14 protein-coding genes are annotated in these 22386 nt (G+C 56.5%); 5 read left to right on the top strand and 9 right to left on the bottom strand.

What is annotated here, in order from left to right; genetic code table 11:
• The first annotated feature begins 17 nt into the window (after nucleotides 1–17).
• Entirely contained in the window at nucleotides 18–1217 is a 1200-nt protein-coding gene (locus ACWHWP_RS16115) for a nicotinamide mononucleotide deamidase-related protein YfaY (protein ID WP_059312832.1), read from the top strand.
• A gap of 33 nt (nucleotides 1218–1250) precedes the next feature.
• Here ACWHWP_RS16115 and glpC read toward each other — a convergent pair whose 3' ends face one another.
• From glpC to glpA, 3 genes are read right to left on the bottom strand one after another with little or no spacing between them, the layout of a single operon-like run.
• A complete protein-coding gene (gene glpC / locus ACWHWP_RS16110; protein WP_063429109.1) occupies nucleotides 1251–2441 on the bottom strand; it encodes an anaerobic glycerol-3-phosphate dehydrogenase subunit GlpC in 1191 nt (396 codons plus the stop codon).
• Nucleotides 2438–3655 carry a glycerol-3-phosphate dehydrogenase subunit GlpB gene (gene glpB / locus ACWHWP_RS16105; RefSeq protein WP_059312830.1) on the bottom strand — a complete coding sequence of 406 codons (1218 nt, stop codon included), beginning with the start codon at nucleotides 3653–3655 and terminating at the stop codon, nucleotides 2438–2440. Before glpB ends, glpC begins: the two co-directional genes overlap by 4 nt.
• Nucleotides 3645–5273, bottom strand: coding sequence for an anaerobic glycerol-3-phosphate dehydrogenase subunit A (glpA, locus tag ACWHWP_RS16100; protein WP_447856003.1), 1629 nt, complete (start codon nucleotides 5271–5273; stop codon nucleotides 3645–3647). Before glpA ends, glpB begins: the two co-directional genes overlap by 11 nt.
• Before the next feature lie 256 nt (nucleotides 5274–5529).
• Here glpA and glpT point away from each other — a divergent pair, with 256 nt between their 5' ends.
• Nucleotides 5530–6882 carry a glycerol-3-phosphate transporter gene (gene glpT / locus ACWHWP_RS16095; RefSeq protein WP_059312828.1) on the top strand — a complete coding sequence of 451 codons (1353 nt, stop codon included), beginning with the start codon at nucleotides 5530–5532 and terminating at the stop codon, nucleotides 6880–6882.
• 11 nt (nucleotides 6883–6893) lie between these two features.
• Nucleotides 6894–7955 (top strand): glycerophosphodiester phosphodiesterase, encoded by a 1062-nt coding sequence (gene glpQ, locus ACWHWP_RS16090; protein WP_447856002.1) that lies wholly within the window; start codon nucleotides 6894–6896, stop codon nucleotides 7953–7955.
• Nucleotides 7956–8038: 83 nt separating this feature from the next.
• Here glpQ and yfaE read toward each other — a convergent pair whose 3' ends face one another.
• From yfaE to ubiG, 4 genes are all read right to left on the bottom strand, one after another.
• Complete coding sequence (gene yfaE / locus ACWHWP_RS16085) at nucleotides 8039–8293, bottom strand: class I ribonucleotide reductase maintenance protein YfaE (protein ID WP_063957860.1); 255 nt, start codon at nucleotides 8291–8293, stop codon at nucleotides 8039–8041.
• Nucleotides 8293–9423: a class Ia ribonucleoside-diphosphate reductase subunit beta gene (gene nrdB, locus ACWHWP_RS16080; RefSeq protein WP_047346599.1), complete on the bottom strand. Its 1131-nt coding sequence runs from the start codon at nucleotides 9421–9423 to the stop codon at nucleotides 8293–8295. Before nrdB ends, yfaE begins: the two co-directional genes overlap by 1 nt.
• Before the next feature lie 100 nt (nucleotides 9424–9523).
• On the bottom strand, nucleotides 9524–11809 hold the full coding sequence (nrdA, locus tag ACWHWP_RS16075) for a class 1a ribonucleoside-diphosphate reductase subunit alpha (RefSeq protein WP_023312513.1): 2286 nt from the start codon (nucleotides 11807–11809) through the stop codon (nucleotides 9524–9526).
• A gap of 348 nt (nucleotides 11810–12157) precedes the next feature.
• Nucleotides 12158–12886 (bottom strand): bifunctional 2-polyprenyl-6-hydroxyphenol methylase/3-demethylubiquinol 3-O-methyltransferase UbiG, encoded by a 729-nt coding sequence (gene ubiG, locus ACWHWP_RS16070; RefSeq protein ID WP_039263205.1) that lies wholly within the window; start codon nucleotides 12884–12886, stop codon nucleotides 12158–12160.
• 146 nt (nucleotides 12887–13032) lie between these two features.
• On the opposite strand from ubiG, the gene gyrA reads away from it, so the two are divergent.
• Both gyrA and rcsC read left to right on the top strand, forming a co-directional pair.
• Nucleotides 13033–15669, top strand: a complete 2637-nt coding sequence (gene gyrA, locus ACWHWP_RS16065; protein WP_059312824.1) for a DNA topoisomerase (ATP-hydrolyzing) subunit A — start codon at nucleotides 13033–13035, stop codon at nucleotides 15667–15669.
• A 135-nt stretch (nucleotides 15670–15804) separates the two neighbouring features.
• Nucleotides 15805–18651, top strand: a complete 2847-nt coding sequence (rcsC, locus tag ACWHWP_RS16060; RefSeq protein WP_447856001.1) for a two-component system sensor histidine kinase RcsC — start codon at nucleotides 15805–15807, stop codon at nucleotides 18649–18651.
• A gap of 88 nt (nucleotides 18652–18739) precedes the next feature.
• On the opposite strand, the gene rcsB is transcribed toward rcsC, so the two are convergent.
• Both rcsB and rcsD read right to left on the bottom strand, forming a co-directional pair.
• Nucleotides 18740–19390: a response regulator transcription factor RcsB gene (gene rcsB, locus ACWHWP_RS16055; RefSeq protein ID WP_003859405.1), complete on the bottom strand. Its 651-nt coding sequence runs from the start codon at nucleotides 19388–19390 to the stop codon at nucleotides 18740–18742.
• A 16-nt stretch (nucleotides 19391–19406) separates the two neighbouring features.
• Complete coding sequence (rcsD, locus tag ACWHWP_RS16050) at nucleotides 19407–22079, bottom strand: phosphotransferase RcsD (RefSeq protein WP_447856000.1); 2673 nt, start codon at nucleotides 22077–22079, stop codon at nucleotides 19407–19409.
• Between the last annotated feature and the right edge of the window lie 307 nt (nucleotides 22080–22386).

The following is a 22386-nucleotide window of genomic DNA, read 5'->3' as shown; positions in this document are numbered from 1 at the left end:
ATTAGCGGGAGAACATAATGATTAACGTGGAGATGTTATCCACCGGCGACGAAGTACTGCATGGCCAAATTATTGATACCAATGCTGCCTGGCTTGCCGATCTTTTCTTTGAGCAAGGATTACCGTTAACGCGCCGCAACACGGTGGGCGACAATCTTGAGTCACTGGTCGCTATTCTGCGTGAACGCAGCGAACACTGTGACGTGCTGATTGTGAACGGTGGGCTCGGCCCTACCAGCGACGATCTCAGCGCGCTGGCCGCCGCGACCGCAAAAGGCGAAGGGCTGGTGCTGCACGAGGCGTGGCTTTCGCAGATGGAGCGCTTTTTCTCCGAACGCGGCCGCATCATGGCCCCCAGCAACCGCAAGCAGGCTGAAATCCCCGCCAGCGCTGAGCTGGTCGATAACCCGGTCGGCACCGCGTGCGGGTTTGCCATGCAGTTGAACCGCTGCCTGATGTTCTTCACGCCGGGCGTGCCCTCAGAATTTAAAGTGATGGTCGAGCAGCAGATCCTGCCGCGCCTTCGCGATCGTTTTACCCTGCCGGAACCCCCGCTTTGCCTGCGTCTGACCACCTTTGGCCGCTCGGAAAGCGATCTGGCTCAGAGCCTCGACCACCTGGCACTGCCGCCGGACGTGTCCATGGGCTATCGCTCCTCCATGCCGATCATTGAACTTAAGCTTACCGGTCCGGCCACGCAGAAAGAGGCGATGCTGGCCCTGTGGCCTGAGGTGCAGCGCGTGGCGGGCGAAAGCCTGATTTTTGAAGGCACGGAAGGGCTTCCGGCGCAGATTGCGAAGCATCTGCAGTCGCGCCAGCTGAGCGTGACCTTAAGCGAGCAGTTCACCGGCGGCCTGCTGGCGCTGCAGCTGTCGCGCGTTAACGCGCCGCTGCTGGCCAGCGAAGTGGTGCCGTTCCAGCAGGAAACGCTGGCGCAGACCGCCCGCTGGGCTTCTGAAAGAAGGGTGAAACATTTTGCCGGCCTGGCGCTGTTTGTCGGGGGGCTGGATGAGGAATACCTTAACTTCGCGCTGGCCACGCCGGAAGGCACCTGGGCGCTGCGGGTAAAAATGAGCATCACCCGCCACAGCCTGGCGGTGCGTCAGGAGGTTTGCGCCATGATGGCGTTGAACATGCTGCGCCGCTGGTTGAATGGCAAAGAGGTTGCCAGCGAGCACGGCTGGATCCATGTGGTCGAGTCGCTGTTCGTTGAGTAAAACCCGTGCCGGGGCCTTTCGCCCCGGCACCGTTTAGCCCAGCGCCTTCGCCAGCAGGGTAATCGGATGTTCACAGCGCTTGCTGGTGGACATCTCAATCTGCCACTTGCAGGTTTCGCAGTCGGTCACCACGATATCCGCGCCGCTCTCTTCAATCTGGCGAAACAGCGGGGCGCCAATCGCCTGTGACGTTTCGTAGTTCTCACGCTTGAAGCCGTAGGTTCCTGCAATCCCGCAGCAGCGCGAATCCAGCACCGTTAGCTCAAGGCCCGGAATCAACCGCAGCAGTTCAAGCGTATAGAGCGACCAGCCCATTTTCTCCATATGACACGGCGTGTGGTACACCACTTTCAGGGGCAGTTTCCCCAGCGGCAACGTCTGCCCGCTATCCAGCTTGCGCCACAGGAAACGCGTCGCCAGCTCGATGTGCTCGCGCAGCCCGCTATTATCCACGTCCAGCAGATGCGGGTACTCGTCGCGCAGGGTGAAGGTGCAGGTGGACGAGGTCGCCAGCACCGGAATACCCTTGTCGACAATGGCTTCGCGCAGCGACGTAACGTTGCTTTTGGCCTGCCTGCGCGCTTTATCGGTAAACCCGTTGGCAATCAGCGGTACGCCGCAGCACTTCTCCTTGTTCAGTAGCTGAACGCCCGTTCCCATGGCGTTAAGCACCTTCAGCAGATCTTTACCCAGCTGCGGGTGGTTGTAGTTCACATAGCAGCCGTGGAAAAAGGCCACCTGGTCGACATACTTCGCTTGCTCCGCCGCGACGGACTTATACCAGCGGCGGAAGGTGCCGTGAGAATATTTCGGCAGGCTGCGGTGATGGTCTATCTTCAGCGTGGCATCCAGCAGCTGGCGCACCGGTTTGAGAGAGGTCGCCGCGTTCACCAGCGGGGCAAACGGCGTTGAGACGCTGCCCATCAGATCGGTGTGGCTCAGAATGGCGTCCCGCAGCGTCGGCTTTTGCGTGCCGTAGCGCGCCCGGGCGCGCTGGATGATATCGCCGATTTTAACATCCGACGGGCAGGCCACCTCGCAGCGTTTACAGTTAATGCAGTATTTCAGCGCCTCGTCATACAGCCTGCCGTCCTTCAGACGCAGACGCTCGCCGTCCGGTCCGGCCTGCTTTGGTCCGGGATAGCGTGGGTTCACGCCGCTGACCGGGCAGACGGTGGTACACACCGTGCATTTAATGCAGCTTTCAAAACGGGTGTCGTTCATTGTTCAGCCTCCGTGAGCTGGATAATCCGCTCTGCCACATACAGCGCCGTGACGGCGCAGACGCCACCACCGCATCCCTGAGCGATGGGATCGTATCCGCCCAGCAGCGAGCCGATGGCAAAGAGATTGCTGACGGGCTTACCGGAAAGCTGCGGGTGTAGCTGGTTATCGACAATCACGCCGAACTGTTGCCAGGGCTGGGGCGAGAAGAAATCACTCTGATACCAGTCCGCGCGGGAGGCGCTTTGCCGGACATCCAGCCCCATAATGGCTTCCCGAATGCCCTCCCGGTTGCTCAGCAGTCCGTTACTGAAGAAACTGCCGCTTGCCAGCACCGTATAGCGGGCGCGAAGCGGAATATCATCGTGGTTGCGCGTCCAGACTTCGCTTACCGCGCCGTCCGTCAGGGTGATTTTTTTCACCTCGTCACCCGCCATCCAGACGCCACCCTGCGCAACAAACTGGCGCTGGAGCTGGGTATGCAGGCGAATACCCGGTACGGAAGGCGGCAGCGTTGGCAGCAGGCCGAGCGTGCAGGGCAGTCGGTCCGAGAGCCAGCGCCAGAGCCGGTTGTCGCGTAAGCCGAAGCAGGCGGGCATCAACAGCGCGTCGCAGCTTTCGCCGAGCGGCCTGAGCGCGTCATACAGCAGCGGCCACTTATCTTCGTTATCGAGGAAACGGGCGATATTCACCGCGCGAAACTCGCTCGGGTTGTCGCGCAAAACATCAAGCTCGGGCAGCTCTATCTCTGCCGTTTCGGCATTAACGCCCTGGCGGCAAAGCGATGCCGCCGCGAGATGGGGCTGAAAATCAAGAAAACCGCTAATACCCACTACCCGCACGCGCGCGGCGCTGAACGGGGTAATGGGCACCTCCTCCGGACTTAGCCAGGCGGAACGCAGGGTACCGAGCGGCGTGACGCGCTGATGATTTTGCCTGGCGCTCCCCTTCATGCGCGCGCCGCAGTCCGCCAGTAGCGCTTCGGTTTCCAGGGCAAAGCGGTCAATATTATGCGCGCCGATCAGGTGATAGGGGTGCTCCGGCGGCAGCTTATCGCGGTACGGATCGTCCACCAGGTCCAGCGATCCCGACGAGAAGTGCAGAGCGCTCTGACCCCGGGTGATAATGGCGCAGCGTAGCCCCCGCTTTGTGAGTTTGATGCCACAAAGCAGGCCTGCCAGCCCGCCGCCGACAATCACGGTGTCAAATTTCATCGCGTTGCTCCTTCTCAAGACCGCAAAGCCCCTGGTAGACCCAGCGGGTAAATTCGCTTTCACGCAGGGCATCTCCCCAGGCAACAGGCTGAATGCCTTTCCAGCGCTCGTTTAAAAACGCGCTGAGCTGATCGAGCGACTGGGTGGCGGTGGTGGTATGAAAACGTTGCAGCAGACCGGCGGCACGACAGGCGCACAGCTCGCCCTGGCAGGTCCCCATTCCGACGCGGGTGCGGCGGCGGAGATCGAGCAGGCTATTGACCGTCAGGTTCTCTACCGCGTACTGCACTTCACCGGCGGTCACGGCTTCGCATTCGCATACGAGGCTGCGGCTCAGCCGCCCTTCGCCCAGCCAGGCCGGCGTTCTGTCGCCATGGCGATAGATGGCCGATCCGCGCAGAGGGGCTGGCAGAGAGATAATTTTTTGCAGCGTCTTCTCGGTGGACTGCCGCGAACCGGGCAGAGGCTGTTCTGCCGTTACGCACGGTTCGGTATTGCCCAGCTTGCGGCAGACGGCATCCGTTGCCCACTCCGCCATCAGGCGATAGGTCATCAGCTTGCCGCCGGTGATGGTGATAAACCCGTCCAGGCCGTCACGCGCGGCATGGTCGAGCAGCACAATGCCGCGGCTGACGTTTCGCCCGCTTGGGTCATTATCGCTGGCGACTAGCGGACGTACGCCCGCATAGGCCCGCAGGATCCGGGTCTGCGCCATTACCGGGGCCAGCTTTTCCCCTTCGCGCAGCAGGATATCCACCTCTTCGGCGGTCACGCGGTTGTAATCAATCTCGCTGTAGTCCACGTGCGTTGAGGTGGTACCGATTAACGAAATGGTATCGCCGGGGACGAGGATGTCGGCATCGGACGGTTTGCGGCAGCGGTTGATCACGTGGTTATTAATGCGGTGGTCGAGGATCAGCAGGGAGCCTTTCGCCGGGAACATGCGAACCGAGAGCTCAGCGTATTCCGCAATGTGCTGCCCCCAGATCCCCGCGGCATTCACGACGACGGAGGCAAACAGCTCGCTGTGTTCATTGTATTGCGTGTCATACACCCGCACGCCGCAGATGCGATGGCCTTCGCGGATAAGCCCGGTCACTTCGTGCCCGGTCAGTATGTGCGCACCATGCTCGCGAGCGTCCAGCATGTTGGCGGCCGTCAGGCGAAAAGGATCAACCGTACCGTCAGGCACTTTTACCGCGCCCGTCAGGGCCGGGTTGACGGAGGGCTCAATGCGCCGTGCGAGGGCAGGGTCGATAGCCTCGGCCTGAATCCCCGCCGCGCTGCAGGCGGTAATAAAGGTTGACTGAAAGGCGAGATCGTCTTCGGGAAGCGTAATAAACAGACCATCGGTGGGTTCAATGCAGTGGCGGGCTATACGCCGCAGGATCTGATTTTCGGCGATACATTCGCGCGCGGATTCGCCGTCGGTCACGGCGTAGCGGGCGCCGCTGTGAAGCAGTCCATGATTGCGGCCGGTAGCGCCCGTCGCTATGTCATGGCGCTCCAGAAGCGTGACGCTTAATCCCCGCAGGGCACAATCGCGTGCGATGCCAGAGCCGGTTGCGCCACCGCCAATGATAATCACATCGCTGTAACGAGGATCGTGAATTGTCATTGTCATCCCTCTGTGTTCGTTTTTTTATCATTTAGCCACATGAAAACTGTGGTTTGTTTGATTTCGAACACAAACGAGCGAAATTCGAAAGTGAAACGCGATTTCATGCGCTTTTTTGCGCATTCTGTCATATTTCTGTAACAATCTGTGCGTTGATTCACAGTAACAATCACTGTGATTTCTTAACATCGCGACCTCTCTGGAGTATGGGGCAGTTAAACCCCTGTAAATACAATTTTTGGCCACGGAGGCTGTCATGCTCAGTATCTTCAAACCTGCGCCGCATCGGGCGCGTCTGCCAGAGGCAGAAATTGATCCGCTATACCGCCGTCTGCGTTGGCAAATTTTCCTGGGGATCTTCTTCGGGTACGCGGCGTACTACCTTGTTCGTAAAAACTTCGCGCTCGCCATGCCGTACCTGGTGGAGCAGGGCTTTTCCCGTGGCGATCTGGGGTTCGCGCTGTCAGGTATTTCCATCGCCTACGGTTTTTCCAAATTCATTATGGGTTCAGTGTCCGACCGCTCGAACCCGCGCGTGTTTCTGCCGGCCGGCCTGATCCTGGCGGCAGCGGTTATGCTGTTTATGGGCTTTGTGCCGTGGGCAACCTCCAGCATTGCCGTCATGTTCGTGCTGCTGTTCCTCTGCGGCTGGTTCCAGGGTATGGGATGGCCGCCGTGCGGACGCACTATGGTGCACTGGTGGTCGCAGAAAGAGCGTGGCGGCATCGTGTCGGTGTGGAACTGCGCGCATAACGTGGGTGGCGGCATTCCGCCTCTGCTGTTCCTGCTGGGAATGGCCTGGTTCAACGACTGGAAAGCCGCGCTGTATATGCCTGCCTTTGGCGCCATCGTGGTGGCGATTATTGCCTTCGCCCTGATGCGCGATACGCCGCAGTCCTGCGGCCTGCCGCCGATCGAAGAGTACAAAAACGACTATCCGGATGATTACAGCAAGGAGCATGAAGAAGAGCTGACCGCAAAACAGATCTTCATGAAGTACGTCCTGCCGAACAAGCTGCTGTGGTACATCGCGGTAGCGAACGTGTTCGTTTACCTGCTGCGCTATGGCATTCTGGACTGGTCACCGACTTACCTGAAAGAGGTGAAGCACTTCGCGCTGGATAAATCTTCCTGGGCCTACTTCCTGTATGAATACGCCGGGATCCCGGGCACGCTGCTTTGCGGCTGGATGTCGGACAAGGTGTTTAAAGGCAACCGCGGTGCGACGGGCGTCTTCTTTATGACTCTGGTGACCATCGCCACCGTAGTGTACTGGCTCAACCCGCCGGGCAACCCGTCAGTAGATATGGCCTGTATGATCGTCATCGGCTTCCTGATTTATGGTCCGGTTATGCTGATCGGTCTGCACGCGCTGGAGCTGGCACCGAAGAAAGCGGCAGGCACGGCGGCAGGCTTTACCGGTCTGTTCGGCTATCTGGGTGGGTCGGTCGCGGCGAGCGCTATCGTGGGCTATACCGTTGACTTCTTCGGCTGGGACGGCGGCTTTATGGTGATGATTGGCGGTAGCGTGCTGGCGGTACTGCTGCTGATTATCGTGATGATTGGTGAGAAACGTCACCACGCGGAAGTGCAGGCACGTCGTCAATAAGGAGCATTGCCATGAAATTATCATTCTTAACAACCGGCCTGCTGCTGGCGGGCCTGATGACCGGGTCCGCGCTGGCGGCAGATAAAATCGTCATCGCCCACCGCGGCGCGAGCGGCTATCTGCCGGAGCATACGCTGCCGGCAAAAGCGATGGCCTATGCGCAGGGCGCGGATTATCTGGAGCAGGACCTGGTGATGACGAAGGACGACCAGCTGGTGGTCCTGCACGATCATTATCTTGACCGCGTGACGGACGTGGCGGAGCGTTTCCCGGACCGCGCCCGCAAAGATGGCCGGTTCTACGCCATTGATTTTACCCTGGATGAGATCCGCTCCCTGAAGTTTACCGAAGGCTTCGAGTTTGAAAACGGCAAGAAGGTGCAGGTCTATCCGGGACGTTTCCCGATGGGCAAATCTGACTTCCGGATCCACACCTTCCAGGAAGAGATTGAGTTTGTTCAGGGGCTGAACCACTCAACCGGGAAAAATATCGGTATCTACCCGGAAATCAAAGCGCCGTGGTTCCACCACCAGGAAGGGAAAGACATTGCCGCGAAGACGCTGGAGGTGCTGAAGCAGTACGGCTACACCAGCAAGAAGGACAAGGTTTACCTGCAGTGCTTTGACGCCGCCGAGCTGAAGCGCATCAAAACCGAGCTGGAGCCGAAGATGGGGATGAACCTCAATCTGGTACAGCTGATTGCCTATACCGACTGGAATGAAACCCAGGAGAAGCAGCCGGACGGCAAGTGGGTGAACTACAACTACGACTGGATGTTTAAGCCGGGCGCGATGAAGCAGATTGCGCAGTACGCCGACGGCATCGGGCCGGATTACCACATGCTGGTGGCGGAGGGTTCGACCCCGGGCCACGTGAAGCTGACGGCGATGGTGAAAGAGGCGCATGCCAGCAAGATGCAGGTCCACCCGTACACGGTGCGTGCAGACCAGCTGCCGCCGTATGCCACGGACGTGAATCAGCTTTATGAGGTGTTGTATAACCAGGCGGGCGTGGACGGACTGTTTACGGATTTCCCGGATAAAGCGGTGAGTTTTTTGAAGGATAAACGCTGAAATTGCCGGGTGGCGGCTGCGCCTTACCCGGCCTACGAAATGCGGTTTTGTAGGTCGGGTAAGCGAAGCGCCACCCGACGCAATCACATCTCGATCTCAATATCGCCTTTTGCCCTGCAGCAGCAGGGCAAAATTTCCCCTTCGTTGATAAAGGCCAGCGGTTCGGTCAGCCAGTCCACCTGGCCTGCGACCAGGCGGCAGCGGCAGGAGCCGCAATAGCCTTCACGACACTGGTACTCTACCTCCACCTGATGCGCTTCAAGCGCCACCAGCAGGGAAGGGTGCTCTTCCTGGCACAACACTTCGGTGCGCGAAAGGCTCAGCGTTACGCGCGTCATCAGAGCTGGAAGTCGCTCAGGTCGTCAGTGTTGACTTCAGAATCAATCTGACCGACCAGGTAAGAACTCACTTCCACTTCCTGTGGCGCTACCTGCACGTTATCGGACACCAGCCAGGTGTTGATCCACGGGATTGGGTTAGAGCGCGTCTGGAACGGCAAATCGAGACCGACGGCCTGCATACGGATGTTGGTAATGTACTCAACGTACTGGCACAAAATGTCTTTGTTCAGGCCAATCATGGAGCCGTCGCGGAACAGGTAATCTGCCCACTCTTTCTCCTGCTGAGCCGCCAGCACGAACAGGTCATAGCACTCCTGCTTGCACTCTTCGGCGATTTCAGCCATTTCCGGGTCGTCCGTGCCGCTGCGCAGCAGGTTCAGCATGTGCTGGGTGCCGGTCAGGTGCAGGGCTTCATCACGGGCAATCAGGCGGATGATTTTGGCGTTGCCTTCCATCAGCTTGCGCTCGGCGAAGGCGAAGGAGCAGGCAAAGCTGACGTAGAAGCGGATCGCTTCCAGCGCGTTGACGCTCATCAGGCACAGGTACAGCTGTTTTTTCAGCGCGCGCAGGTTCACGGTAACGGTCTTGCCGTTCACGTTGTGCGTGCCTTCACCCAGCAGATGCCAGTAGCTGGTCATCTCGATCAGCTCGTCGTAGTAGTGGGAAATGCCTTCGGCGCGCTTCTGGATCTGCTCGTTGGTGACGATATCGTCAAACACCACCGCCGGATCGTTCACGATGTTGCGGATGATATGGGTGTAAGAGCGGGAGTGGATCGTCTCGGAGAACGCCCAGGTTTCCACCCAGGTTTCCAGCTCAGGAATCGAGATCAGCGGCAGCAGCGCCACGTTCGGGCTACGGCCCTGAATGGAGTCCAGCAGCGTCTGGTACTTCAGGTTGCTGAGGAAGATATGCTTTTCGTGATCCGGCAATGCCTGGAAATCAATACGATCGCGGGAAACGTCCACTTCTTCCGGGCGCCAGAAGAAGGAGAGTTGCTTTTCAATCAGCTTTTCGAAGATGTCATATTTTTGCTGATCGTAGCGTGCCACGTTGACCGGCTGGCCGAAGAACATCGGCTCTTTGAGCTGGTCGTTTTTCGTCTGTGAAAAGGTGGTATATGCCATTGCGGTGAGTCCTGTTGAGATTTTATTGCCCGGCGGCACTGCGTTTGCCGGGCCTACAAAACCGTAGGCCGGGTAAGCGTAGCGCCACCCGGCGAAGTGCTTAGATCTTACATGCGCCGCTTTCGCAGCCATCGTCCTGAATTGACGGAACCATGTCGTCCTGGGCGTCTTCCGCACCATCACGGGTGTTGTGATAGTACAGGGTTTTCACGCCAAATTTATAGGCGGTCAGCAGGTCTTTCAGCAGCTGCTGCATCGGAACCTTGCCGGACGGGAAGCGCGTTGGGTCGTAGTTGGTATTGGCAGAGATCGACTGGTCGATAAACTTCTGCATGATACCCACCAGCTGCAGATAGCCGTCGTTATTTGGCATTTCCCACAGCAGCTCGTAGTTGTTGCCCAGCGTCTCGTAATCCGGTACCACCTGACGCAGCACGCCGTCTTTCGAGGCTTTAATGCTGACGTGGCCGCGCGGAGGCTCAATACCGTTGGTGGCGTTCGAGATCTGCGAAGAGGTCTCGGACGGCATCAGGGCAGAGAGCGTGGAGTTACGCAGGCCGTGAGTCTTAATAGACTCGCGCAGGCCTTCCCAGTCGAGGTGCAGCGGCTCGCTGACAATCGCATCCAGGTCTTTCTTGTAGGTGTCGATTGGCAGAATGCCTTTCGCGTAGGTGGTTTCGTTGAACCACGGGCACGCGCCTTGCTCTTTCGCCAGCTCGTTGGAGGCTTTCATCAGGTAGTACTGAATGGCTTCAAACGTCTGGTGCGTCAAGTTGTTGGCGCTGCCGTCAGAGTAACGCTTGCCGTTTTTCGCCAGCCAGTAGGCGAAGTTGATCACGCCGATACCCAGCGTGCGGCGGCCCATCGCACCGCGTTTGGCTGCCGGGATTGGGTAATCCTGGTAATCAAGCAGGGCGTCGAGGGCACGTACGGCCAGCACGGCCAGCTCTTCCAGCTCGTCCAGGCTCTTAATCGCACCCAGGTTGAACGCGGACAGCGTACACAGCGCGATTTCACCGTTTTCGTCGTTCACGTCTTCCAGCGGTTTGGTCGGCAGGGCGATCTCCAGGCACAGGTTAGACTGGCGCACTGGCGCAACAACCGGGTCAAACGGGCTGTGGGTGTTGCAGTGGTCAACGTTCTGGATGTAGATACGACCGGTAGAGGCACGTTCCTGCATCATCAGGGAGAACAGGTCTACCGCCTTCACGCGCTGTTTGCGGATGCTGTCGTCTTTTTCGTATTTGGTGTACAGACGCTCGAACTCGTCCTGATCGGCGAAGAACGCGTCATACAGGCCCGGGACGTCGGACGGGCTGAACAGGGTGATGTCTTCGCCCTTCAGCAGACGGGTGTACATCAGCTTGTTGATCTGTACGCCGTAGTCCATGTGGCGCACGCGGTTGCCTTCCACGCCGCGGTTGTTTTTCAGCACCAGCAGGCTTTCCACTTCCAGGTGCCACATTGGGTAGAACAGGGTCGCTGCACCGCCGCGCACGCCGCCCTGCGAGCAGGATTTAACTGCTGTCTGGAAGTGTTTATAGAACGGAATACAGCCGGTGTGGAACGCTTCACCGCCGCGAATCGGGCTGCCCAGCGCACGGATGCGACCGGCGTTGATACCGATACCGGCGCGCTGGGAAACGTATTTCACAATGGCGCTGGAGGTGGCGTTGATGGAATCCAGGCTGTCACCACACTCGATCAGTACGCAGGAGCTGAACTGACGGGTTGGAGTGCGCACGCCAGACATGATTGGCGTAGGCAGAGAAATTTTGAACGTCGATACCGCATCGTAGAAACGCTTCACGTATTCCAGACGGGTGTCGCGCGGATAGTTAGAGAACAGGCAGGCAGCCACCAGAATATAGAGGAACTGGGCGCTTTCGTAGATCTCACCGGTTACGCGGTTCTGAACCAGGTATTTGCCTTCGAGCTGCTTCACCGCCGCATAGGAGAAGTTCATATCGCGCCAGTGATCGATAAACCCGTTCATCTGCTCGAACTCTTCTTCCGTATAGTCTTCCAGCAGATGCGTGTCGTATTTGCCCAGCTCGACCATTTTCACCACGTGATCGTACAGCTTAGGCGGCTCAAACTGGCCGTAGGCTTTTTTACGCAGGTGGAAAATCGCCAGACGTGCAGCGAGGTACTGATAATCCGGTGCTTCGCGGGAGATCAGATCCGCCGCTGCCTTGATGATGGTTTCATGGATATCAGACGTTTTGATGCCGTCGTAGAACTGGATGTGGGAACGCAGTTCAACCTGGGAGATAGATACGTTGTTCAGTCCTTCTGCTGCCCAGTCGAGAACTCGATGGATTTTGTCCAGATTGATACGCTCGGTGGTACCGTCGCGCTTTGTCACCAGCAGACTCTGATTCATGTGGGGTTTACCTGTCCGTGAAATAAAAAAATATCCCCCGCTTATCCACAGAACCGTCTTGTGACTAACTCTGTGGATAAATACTACATATAGGGGGTTTGCGATAAGAAAAACGCTATATGGTGAGTATTCTAGTATCGAATCTTTTCAGCACAAGGGTTGATTTTGACGTTAAATTGAGGTTGTGAAAGGGTAAAAAAGGCTAAGTCCTCGTACCGTAAGGCCTGGAAGACATGTCAATAATTAAGAAAAAAAATTCAAAATTTGATCGAGTGCTGATTTCTTCAACGGGAGGTCAGAATTGCGCAACATGATGTCGCGCAATCTTTATAAGAATAACGAATGACGTTAGTCGTTTTTGGCGGTGGTATGCAACATATAGTTAACATCTACGCCCGGTGCGAGCTTGAATTTATCGGTCAGCGGATTGTAGTGCAGGCCGGTGATGTGTTGCTCTTTGAGCCACGTCTGGTCAACCCAGCTTAACAGCTCAGCAGGCTTGATGAATTTCTTCACGTCGTGCGTGCCTTTCGGCACCATGCGCAGCACATATTCTGCGCCGACGACGGCCATCAGCCAGGCTTTACCGTTACGGTTGATCGTCGAGAAGAAGACCTGTCCACCCGGTTTAACCAGTTTTGCACAGGCATGCACCACGGACTGCGGATCGGGTACGTGCTCCAGCATCTCCATGCAGGTCACCACATCGTACTGATGAGCATGTTTTGCCGCGTGTTCTTCGACGGTTTCCTGCACGTATTCCACCTGGATGCCGGACTCCAGCGCATGAAGACGGGCAACCTGCAACGGTTCAAAGCCCATATCGAGGCCAGTGACGTTCGCCCCTTCGCGCGCCATGCTCTCAGCCAGGATACCGCCGCCGCAGCCGACATCGAGCACTTTTTTACCGAACAGACCGCCGGAACGCTCCGCGATATAGCCCAGACGCAGCGGGTTAATGCGGTGCAGCGGTTTGAACTCACCTTCGAGATCCCACCAGCGGGAGGCCACCGCTTCAAATTTGGCAATCTCTTCGTGGTCAACGTTGTGAGCCACCGGGGATTTTTCGGCATTCATGGGCGCTTTTACTCCTTATTTAGCAAGACAAAGGAGTATATCAGGCAATCCCTGTGAATAAAGCGTATAGGTTTACCTCAATCACCTCGGCTGTGTTATAATTTGCGACCTTTGAATCCGGGATACAGTAGAGGGATAGCGGTTAGATGAGCGACCTTGCGAGAGAAATTACACCGGTTAACATCGAGGAAGAGCTGAAGAGCTCCTATCTGGACTATGCGATGTCGGTCATTGTTGGCCGTGCGCTGCCGGATGTCCGCGATGGCCTGAAGCCGGTACACCGTCGCGTACTATACGCCATGAACGTATTGGGCAATGACTGGAATAAAGCCTATAAAAAATCTGCCCGCGTCGTGGGTGACGTCATCGGTAAATATCACCCGCATGGTGATACCGCCGTGTATGACACCATCGTCCGTATGGCGCAGCCATTCTCCTTGCGTTACATGCTGGTAGATGGTCAGGGTAACTTTGGTTCTGTTGACGGCGACTCCGCAGCGGCGATGCGTTATACGGAAATCCGTATGTCGAAAATCGCCCACGAGCTGATGGCCGACCTGGAAAAAGAGACCGTTGATTTCGTCGATAACTACGACGGCACCGAGCGCATTCCTGATGTTATGCCAACCAAGATCCCGAACCTGCTAGTGAACGGTTCGTCCGGTATCGCGGTCGGTATGGCAACCAACATTCCGCCGCACAACATCACCGAAGTGATCAACGGCTGCCTGGCCTATATCGACGATGAAGACATCAGCATTGAAGGGCTGATGGAACACATCCCGGGTCCGGATTTCCCGACGGCGGCGATCATCAACGGTCGTCGCGGTATTGAAGAAGCGTACCGCACCGGTCGCGGCAAGATTTACATCCGTGCCCGCGCCGAAGTGGAAGCGGACGCTAAAACCGGCCGTGAGACCATCATTGTTCACGAGATCCCGTATCAGGTGAACAAAGCGCGTCTGATTGAAAAAATCGCCGAGCTGGTAAAAGAAAAACGTGTTGAAGGTATCAGCGCGCTGCGTGACGAGTCTGACAAAGACGGTATGCGTATCGTGATTGAGATCAAACGTGACGCGGTGGGTGAGGTTGTGCTGAACAACCTGTACTCCCAGACTCAGCTCCAGGTTTCCTTCGGTATCAACATGGTGGCACTGCACCATGGTCAGCCGAAGATCATGAACCTGAAAGAGATCCTGAGCGCGTTCGTGCGTCACCGCCGTGAAGTGGTGACCCGTCGTACCATCTTCGAACTGCGCAAAGCGCGCGACCGTGCGCACATCCTTGAAGCGCTGGCCGTTGCCCTGGCTAACATCGACCCGATTATCGAGTTGATTCGCCGTGCACCGACGCCGGCAGAAGCGAAAGCCGCCCTGATCGCGCGTCCGTGGGAGCTGGGTAACGTGGCCGCCATGCTGGAACGTGCGGGCGATGACGCTGCGCGTCCTGAGTGGCTGGAGCCTGAATTCGGCGTGCGTGACGGTCAGTACTACCTGACTGAACAGCAGGCCCAGGCGATTCTGGATCTGCGTCTGCAGAAACTGACCGGCCTTGAGCACGAAAAACTGCTCGACGAATACAAAGAGCTGCTGGAACAGATTGCCGAGCTGCTGCATATCCTGGGTAGCGCAGATCGCCTGATGGAAGTGATCCGTGAAGAGCTGGAGCTGGTCCGCGATCAGTTCGGCGATGAACGTCGCACCGAAATCACCGCGAACAGCTCTGATATCAATATTGAAGACCTGATCAACCGTGAAGACGTGGTGGTTACCCTGTCTCACCAGGGCTATGTGAAGTATCAGCCGCTGACCGACTACGAAGCACAGCGTCGTGGCGGTAAAGGCAAATCGGCAGCCCGTATTAAAGAAGAAGACTTTATCGACCGCCTGCTGGTGGCAAACACCCATGACACGATCCTCTGCTTCTCCAGCCGGGGCCGTCTGTACTGGATGAAGGTCTATCAACTGCCGGAAGCGAGCCGTGGCGCGCGTGGTCGTCCGATCGTTAACCTGCTGCCGCTGGAAGCGAACGAACGTATCACCGCTATTCTGCCGGTACGCGAATACGAAGAAGGCGTGAACGTCTTTATGGCCACCGCCAGCGGTACCGTGAAGAAAACCGCCCTGACCGAATTCAGCCGTCCGCGTTCTGCGGGCATCATCGCGGTGAACCTCAATGAAGGCGATGAGCTGATTGGCGTTGATCTGACTTCCGGTTCTGATGAAGTGATGCTGTTCTCTGCCGCCGGTAAAGTGGTGCGCTTTAAAGAGAACGCCGTCCGCGCAATGGGCCGTACCGCTACGGGCGTTCGCGGTATCAAACTGGCGGGCGAAGACAGCGTCGTTTCTCTGATCATTCCGCGCGGTGAAGGGGCAATCCTGACCGTGACGCAGAATGGTTACGGTAAACGTACGGCGGAAGGGGAATACCCAACCAAGTCTCGCGGCACGCAGGGCGTTATCTCTATCAAGGTGACCGAGCGCAACGGTTCCGTTGTTGGCGCGGTGCAGGTAGACGATGCCGACCAGATCATGATGATCACGGATGCCGGTACGCTGGTGCGTACCCGCGTTTCTGAGATTAGCGTGGTGGGCCGTAACACCCAGGGCGTGATCCTCATCCGTACTGCGGAAGATGAAAACGTGGTGGGTCTGCAGCGTGTTGCCGAGCCAGTGGATGACGAAGAGCTCGACTCCATCGACGGTAGCGTCGCGGAAGGTGATGATGAAATCGCGCCAGAAGCCGACACCGACGATGATGCAGCGGACGACGCTGACGAGTAATGTCTCCTGATGCAAAAAAGGGCCGAATTCCGGCCCTTTTCTTTTGCAGAAGCAGATAAGTCAACGTTGCGACCTGGCGCGTTTACCGCTACCTTAACCACATTCTTTTGACCCCGACGGCGGAGCCTCGCCCCTTTGAAATACCTCGTCTCCTTTCGTAATACGCTGAAAGTTTCTCGCTATCTGTTTCGGGCGCTGGCGCTCTTGCTTTGGCTGCTGGTGGCCTTGTTCTCGGTGTTTTACATCGTTAACGCGCTGCACCAGAAAGAAGCGGAGATCCGCCAGGAGTTTAATTTAAGCTCCGACCAGGCCCAGCGCTACATTCAGCGAACGTCTGACGTGATGAAGGAGCTGAAGTATATTGCCGAAAACCGCCTGACGGCGGAAAACGGTATCCTTGCGCTTCGCGGGCGTAATGACAAAACCGAAGTCCCGGACTTCCAGCCGCTGTTCCCGGACTCCGACTGCTCCACCATGAGCAATACCTGGCGCGGGTCGCTGGAATCGCTTGCCTGGTTTATGCGCTACTGGCGAGACAATTTCTCCGCCGCCTATGACCTCAACCGCGTATTCCTGATTGGCAGTGAAAATCTCTGCATGGCTGACTTTGGCCTGCGCGATGTCCCCGTTGAGCGTGATGACGCGCTGAAAAGCCTGCATGAGCGTATTGTGAAATATCGCAATGCGCCGCAGGACGAGCGCGGGAATAACATTTTTTGGGTAAGCCAGGGCCCGCGCCCGGGGGTGGGCTATTTCTACGCCCTGACGCCGGTTTATCTGGGCAATCGCCTGCAGGCGCTGCTGGGGATTGAGCAGACCATTCGCATGGAAAACTTCTTCACTCCGGGCAGCCTGCCAATGGGGGTGACCATTCTTGATGAAAATGGTCATCAGCTGATCTCGCTTGCCGGGCCCGATAACCGTTTAAACGTCGAGCCGCACTGGATGCAGGAGCGGTCGTGGTTTGGCTATACCTCGGGTTTCCGCGAGCTGGTGCTGAAGAAGAGCCTGCCGCCTTCGTCGCTGAGTATTGTCTATTCGCTGCCGGTGGATATGGTGCTTGAGCGGATACGCATTCTTATCATGAATGCCATTCTGCTGAACCTGATCGCGGGTGGGGCGCTGTTCACCCTGGCGCGCATGTATGAGCGGAAAATCTTTATTCCTGCCGAAAGCGACGCCCAGCGGCTGGAGGAACACGAACAGTTTAACCGCAAGATCGTCGCGTCGGCACCGGTAGGGATCTGTATTCTGCGTACTCAGGACGGGACAAATATCCTGAGTAACGAACTGGCGCATAACTACCTGAACATGCTGACGCATGAGGACCGGCAAAGGCTGACGCAAATTATCTGCGGCCAGCAGGTTAACTTCGTCGACGTGCTCACCAGCACGCACACCAACCTGCAGATTAGCTTTGTCCATTCCCGCTATCGTAATGAAAACGTGGCGATTTGCGTGCTGGTGGATGTCTCCGCGCGCGTGAAAATGGAAGAGTCGTTGCAGGAGATGGCACAGGCCGCGGAGCAGGCGAGTCAGTCGAAATCCATGTTCCTTGCGACCGTCAGCCACGAGCTGCGCACGCCGCTGTATGGGATTATCGGTAACCTCGATCTGCTCCAGACGAAAGAATTACCGAAAGGGGTCGACAGGCTGGTGACGGCGATGAACAACTCCTCCAGCCTGCTGCTGAAAATCATTAGCGATATTCTCGACTTCTCTAAAATTGAGTCTGAGCAGCTGAAAATCGAACCGCGGGAGTTCTCGCCGCGCGAGGTGATGAACCATATCAGCGCCAACTATCTGCCGCTGGTCGTGCGTAAACAGCTGGGGCTTTACTGCTTCATCGAACCGGACGTGCCGCTGACGCTGCACGGCGATCCGATGCGCCTGCAGCAGGTCATCTCTAACCTGCTCAGCAACGCCATTAAATTCACCGATGTGGGCTGTATCGTGTTGCACGTCTGCCGGGCGGGGGATTACCTGAGCATTCGCGTGCGCGACACGGGGGTGGGCATTCCGGCGAAGGAGGTGGTTCGTCTGTTCGACCCGTTCTTCCAGGTCGGTACCGGCGTACAGCGTAACTTCCAGGGAACCGGCCTGGGGCTGGCGATTTGTGAGAAGCTTGTCAGCATGATGGACGGTGATATCTCGGTTGATACCGAGCCCGGCATGGGCAGCCAGTTCACCATCCGCATTCCGCTCTATTCGGCGCAGTATCCGGCGAAAGCGACGCTTGACGGGCTGAGTGATAAGCGCTGCTGGCTGGCGGTGCATAATGCTTCACTGAATGACTACCTGACGGCACTGCTCACCCACAGCGGTGTCAGGGTGTGCAGCTATGAAGGCCAAACGCCGGACGTGGACGATGTGCTGATTTCCGACGAGATGCTGGAACAGCCGTGGCAGGGGAGAGGAACGGTGCGCTTCTGTCGCCACCACATCGGCATTCCGGTTGAGCGCGCGCCGGGTGAATGGGTACACAGCGTTGCAACGCCGCACGAGCTGTTGAGCCTGCTGGCGCGCATCTACAAGGTGCAACTGGAAGAGAGCGACAGCGCCGGCGGATTGCCATCACCGGATTCTCTGGCGTCGGTGAATGACGATATGATGATTCTGGTGGTGGATGACCATCCGATTAACCGCCGCCTGCTGGCAGACCAGCTCGGATCGCTTGGCTATCAGTGCAAAACCGCTAATGACGGCGTGGATGCGCTGAATGTGCTGAGTAAAAATCACATTGATATCGTGCTTAGCGACGTCAACATGCCCAACATGGACGGTTACCGCCTGACGCAGCGCATCCGGCAGCTTGGCCTGACGCTGCCGGTGGTGGGCGTAACGGCGAACGCGCTGGCGGAAGAGAAACAGCGCTGTCTGGAGTCAGGAATGGACAGCTGTCTGTCGAAACCGGTGACGCTGGACGTGCTGAAGCAGACATTGTCGATTTACGCAGATCGCGTGAGAAAAACCAGAATATAAAAAAGGCCCGCAAGGGCCTTTTACTTTTCACCCTCTCCCTGTGGGAGAGGGGCGGGGTGAGGGCATCAGGCCGCACACCCGTCCGGGATCAATCCTTATCCGTTGCGCTCAGCGTAACGGAGGAGAGATAGTTCAGCAGAGCAATATCGTTGTCCACGCCCAGCTTCATCATCGCTGATTTCTTCTGGCTGCTGATGGTTTTAATACTGCGGTTCAGCTTCTTGGCAATTTCGGTGACCAGGAAACCTTCTGCGAACAGGCGCAGAACTTCGCTCTCTTTCGGCGACAGGCGTTTGTCACCGTAACCCCCCGCGCTGATTTTTTCCAGCAGGCGAGAGACGCTCTCAGGCGTGAACTTCTTGCCTTTCTGCAGCGCAGCAAGCGCTTTTGGCAGATCGGTCGGTGCGCCTTGTTTCAGCACAATCCCTTCGATATCCAGATCCAGCACGGCGCTCAGGATCGCCGGGTTGTTGTTCATGGTCAGAACAATGATCGAGATGTCCGGGAAGTGGCGTTTAATGTATTTGATGAGCGTGATCCCATCACCGTATTTGTCCCCAGGCATGGAGAGATCGGTAATGAGCACGTGTGCATCAAGCTTTGGGAGGTTATTGATCAGTGCTGTAGAGTCTTCAAATTCACCGACTACATTCACCCACTCGATCTGTTCAAGTGATTTGCGAATACCGAACAGTACAATCGGATGGTCATCGGCAATAATTACGTTCATATTGTTCATGTATAAGGCTACCTTGCTACAGCAAGCTTTTGACGTAGGCGTCAATGTCGCTGATGTATTTTTCAATGCCAGAGGCATCTTTCTCACGAATTAGATGTTCCAGCGTTTCACATAACTGCTTGCCGGGAACCAGATTAAGCATGGCAAACACCCCTTTAAGCCGGTGTGCTGTCTGTGCCAGCGCTGCAAAATCATTCGCAGCGGACTCAGTATACAACCGCTTAACATCATCTGGTACTGTATCAACAAAGAGTGAATAATATCCGCTGGCGTGAAGCTCGGCGTTTTCATTGCCGCCTAACGGTGATTCCGCTATCTCTTCCTGCGCCAGCTGCTCTTCTATTAGTTGTAGTACAGCTTCCTGCATCGCATTGCTTATATTAAAGTTGACGCGCAGCTGGCCAGGGCCGATTTTCCGCACGCCTGACTCATCATCGCTTAAAAGCAAGCCGGAGGCAGTAAGATTAGACGGATTATCAGTTAAAAACAGATCATATTCTTGACTTGCAAGCCTTTCATCCGGCGTGATGCAGGCCGCACCCCAGTTTTCTAACTGACGAACCACAATATTGCGGATCTCATTCGAGGTCACATCAACCATCACCACGACATCATCCAGCAGACGTTCTTCATCTTCTTCCTGTGGATTGGCGGGCATTTTGACGTGCAGAGAATAACGGGTGCCGAGTGATTCACGGGCTTTAATATTCAGATGACCGCCGAGCTTACGCGCCAGCTGATCGCACAGCCAGAACGTCAGCGCATTGGCCTTGCCGTAGCGATCGCTTTGCGTGTCATTCAGGAACGGGAAGTGCAGATTATCAATTTCACTCGTCGTTACCCCTTCCCCGGTGTCCAGAATGCGGAACGTCAGGCGATCTTCTGCCGACTCGTCCGTACTGACTTCGAGGGTGATCTTACCGATCTGCGTGGTGGTCACGGCATACTGAATAATCATCAACAGAATGCGACGCAGCGCTTCACGATCGCCGTGGCGTACGTCATTCGCGGACAAACGGTTATTGATCAGTAGCTGCAGCCCTTTACGCTTAATCACGGGCAGAACTTCCGGAACCACTTCGTCGATCAGATCCTGAATGGAGAAGAGGGTTGGCGTTCCCTTCCAGAAGTCATTCTCCAGCATGTTCGCCAGCTGGATCTCATCAACCATACGCACCAGCGAGTCGGCCTGGCAGGCAAGCTGGTGGCTTTCAGCGGTGTTTAGCGCCGCTGCCTGGGTCGCCAGCGTTTTTAACGGCTGCTTGAAGGCATCGCCAATGTTTTGCATAAATGCGGCGCGCCCCTGCTGGTTTTTCTCATACAGCCTTTGCGCCTGCTTGAGCTTTTTATTCACCAGCACTTCGCGATCCTGATCGCGGATAATAAAGATTTGCGTACGCGAGGCCACCTGGCTGCGGAACTGACGGATCTCGTACAGCTCGTTATTAATCGTGGCTTGAATGACCCCCTGATGCTGATCCGCCATGGTGGTGATGTTCTGCAGGTTCAGATGCGGCAGCAGATGGTCAGCAATTTTGTTGCTCATCACCGTACGATTCGCTTCCTGATCGTGAACTAACACCCCGAGCGGCAGCACGGAAACAATCTCTTCATTCAGCGCACGCAATACGCGCAGCTCATTGCCGGTACCGGCCGGAACCGCAGAGGCGTCGCTCTGCCGTCCCGTCTGGAAGCGGAACGTGCTATAGCCAAACAGGGCCAGCGCAAGCAGGCCAATATTCAGCAGCAGAGGCAGCAGGATATTTTGCAGGGTATCGAGTAACAGCGTGCCAAACGGAACCTGCCACACCAGACGCATACCGGTCGAGTTGAGCGACGAGGCAATTTCGATTTTCGAACCGTTAAAGGAGATCGATACGCTCTCTGCGGCCTCTTTGTCAGGCGCCGAACGCATATTCTGGGTACTGCTGTCTGGCTCCAGACGGAAGCTGTCGAGCGGCATGTCCGGCGGAATTAAATCATTAATCGGTAAATCGAAGGCCACGACCGTTGCCAGATGCCCCGGCTGGTTAAAGGTGGTACGCAGGGTAAAGTAATGGCCATTTTGCCATGCCAGCCGGCGCAGTGATGAGAAGCTCTCACGTTCATCAAGGGCGTTGGCCTGCTGCAGCATCTCTGCCCGGCGGGAATCGACAATGCTGCCCACGGTCGTCTCTTTAAATCCGGAAGAGAGATCTTTCAACGGCAGCGTTGAGATCAGGATCATGCTGTTGTCCTGACCGTTCAGATAGTACATCGACCACGGTACCGTTTCGGCACCCCAGAGGGTATCCAGATAGGTCGAAATACGCTGGGTCATCTCAAGCGTCGCGCTGTCGTGAGAGCCAAAGATAAGCGCCTCAGTCTTGCGCTGCGGTTTTTCGAGGTAATAGACATCCTGCTTAAGCCGCGTTTCCTGAAGCCCATCCCCGGATGAAGATGCCGGTGCTGCCGCGATGTTGTCGTATATCTGCCAGGTGGCGTAGCGCCAGGTATCTATGCGCTTGTGCACGGCATGGGTGATATCAACGACCTGATAGCTCTTATCCTTCAGCCAGGCGTTAACCGCGCTCTGTACCATCACCCCCATTGTGACTAACAGCACAACGATCAAAAGAAGAAAGAAACGGGTGATGCTCCCGGGAAGGAGGGAGAATTTGCTCGGGGCGGTAGTTTCAGTCTGACTCATTGATATCTTTAACCCGTTATGGTCGTGCTCTGTGGCGATAGGGCAGTATAAAGGGTAATAACTGAATTTCCAGCGCCACTGTCCTGGAACAGGCGACTTTTTCAACCAACAATATCGGCGGCGAGGAGTGCAGTAAACATGTACAAACGCGCCCTGCGCGTACAGATATAACGCATTATCAGCCGATAAATAGCACGAATTAACAAGAAATTAAGTTTTGCATCAATCGTGTGCTTTCGGTGGCTACACGAAGAGAATTTAGTTAATAGTCGTTACAATTACGCTGCGGTAGCACAAAAAAAGAAAG

The organism is Enterobacter sp. WI-ESBL-E8, from assembly GCF_053364895.1.
The sequence above is the reverse complement of the archived record's forward strand: the minus strand, read 5'-3'. Positions and strand labels throughout refer to the sequence as shown.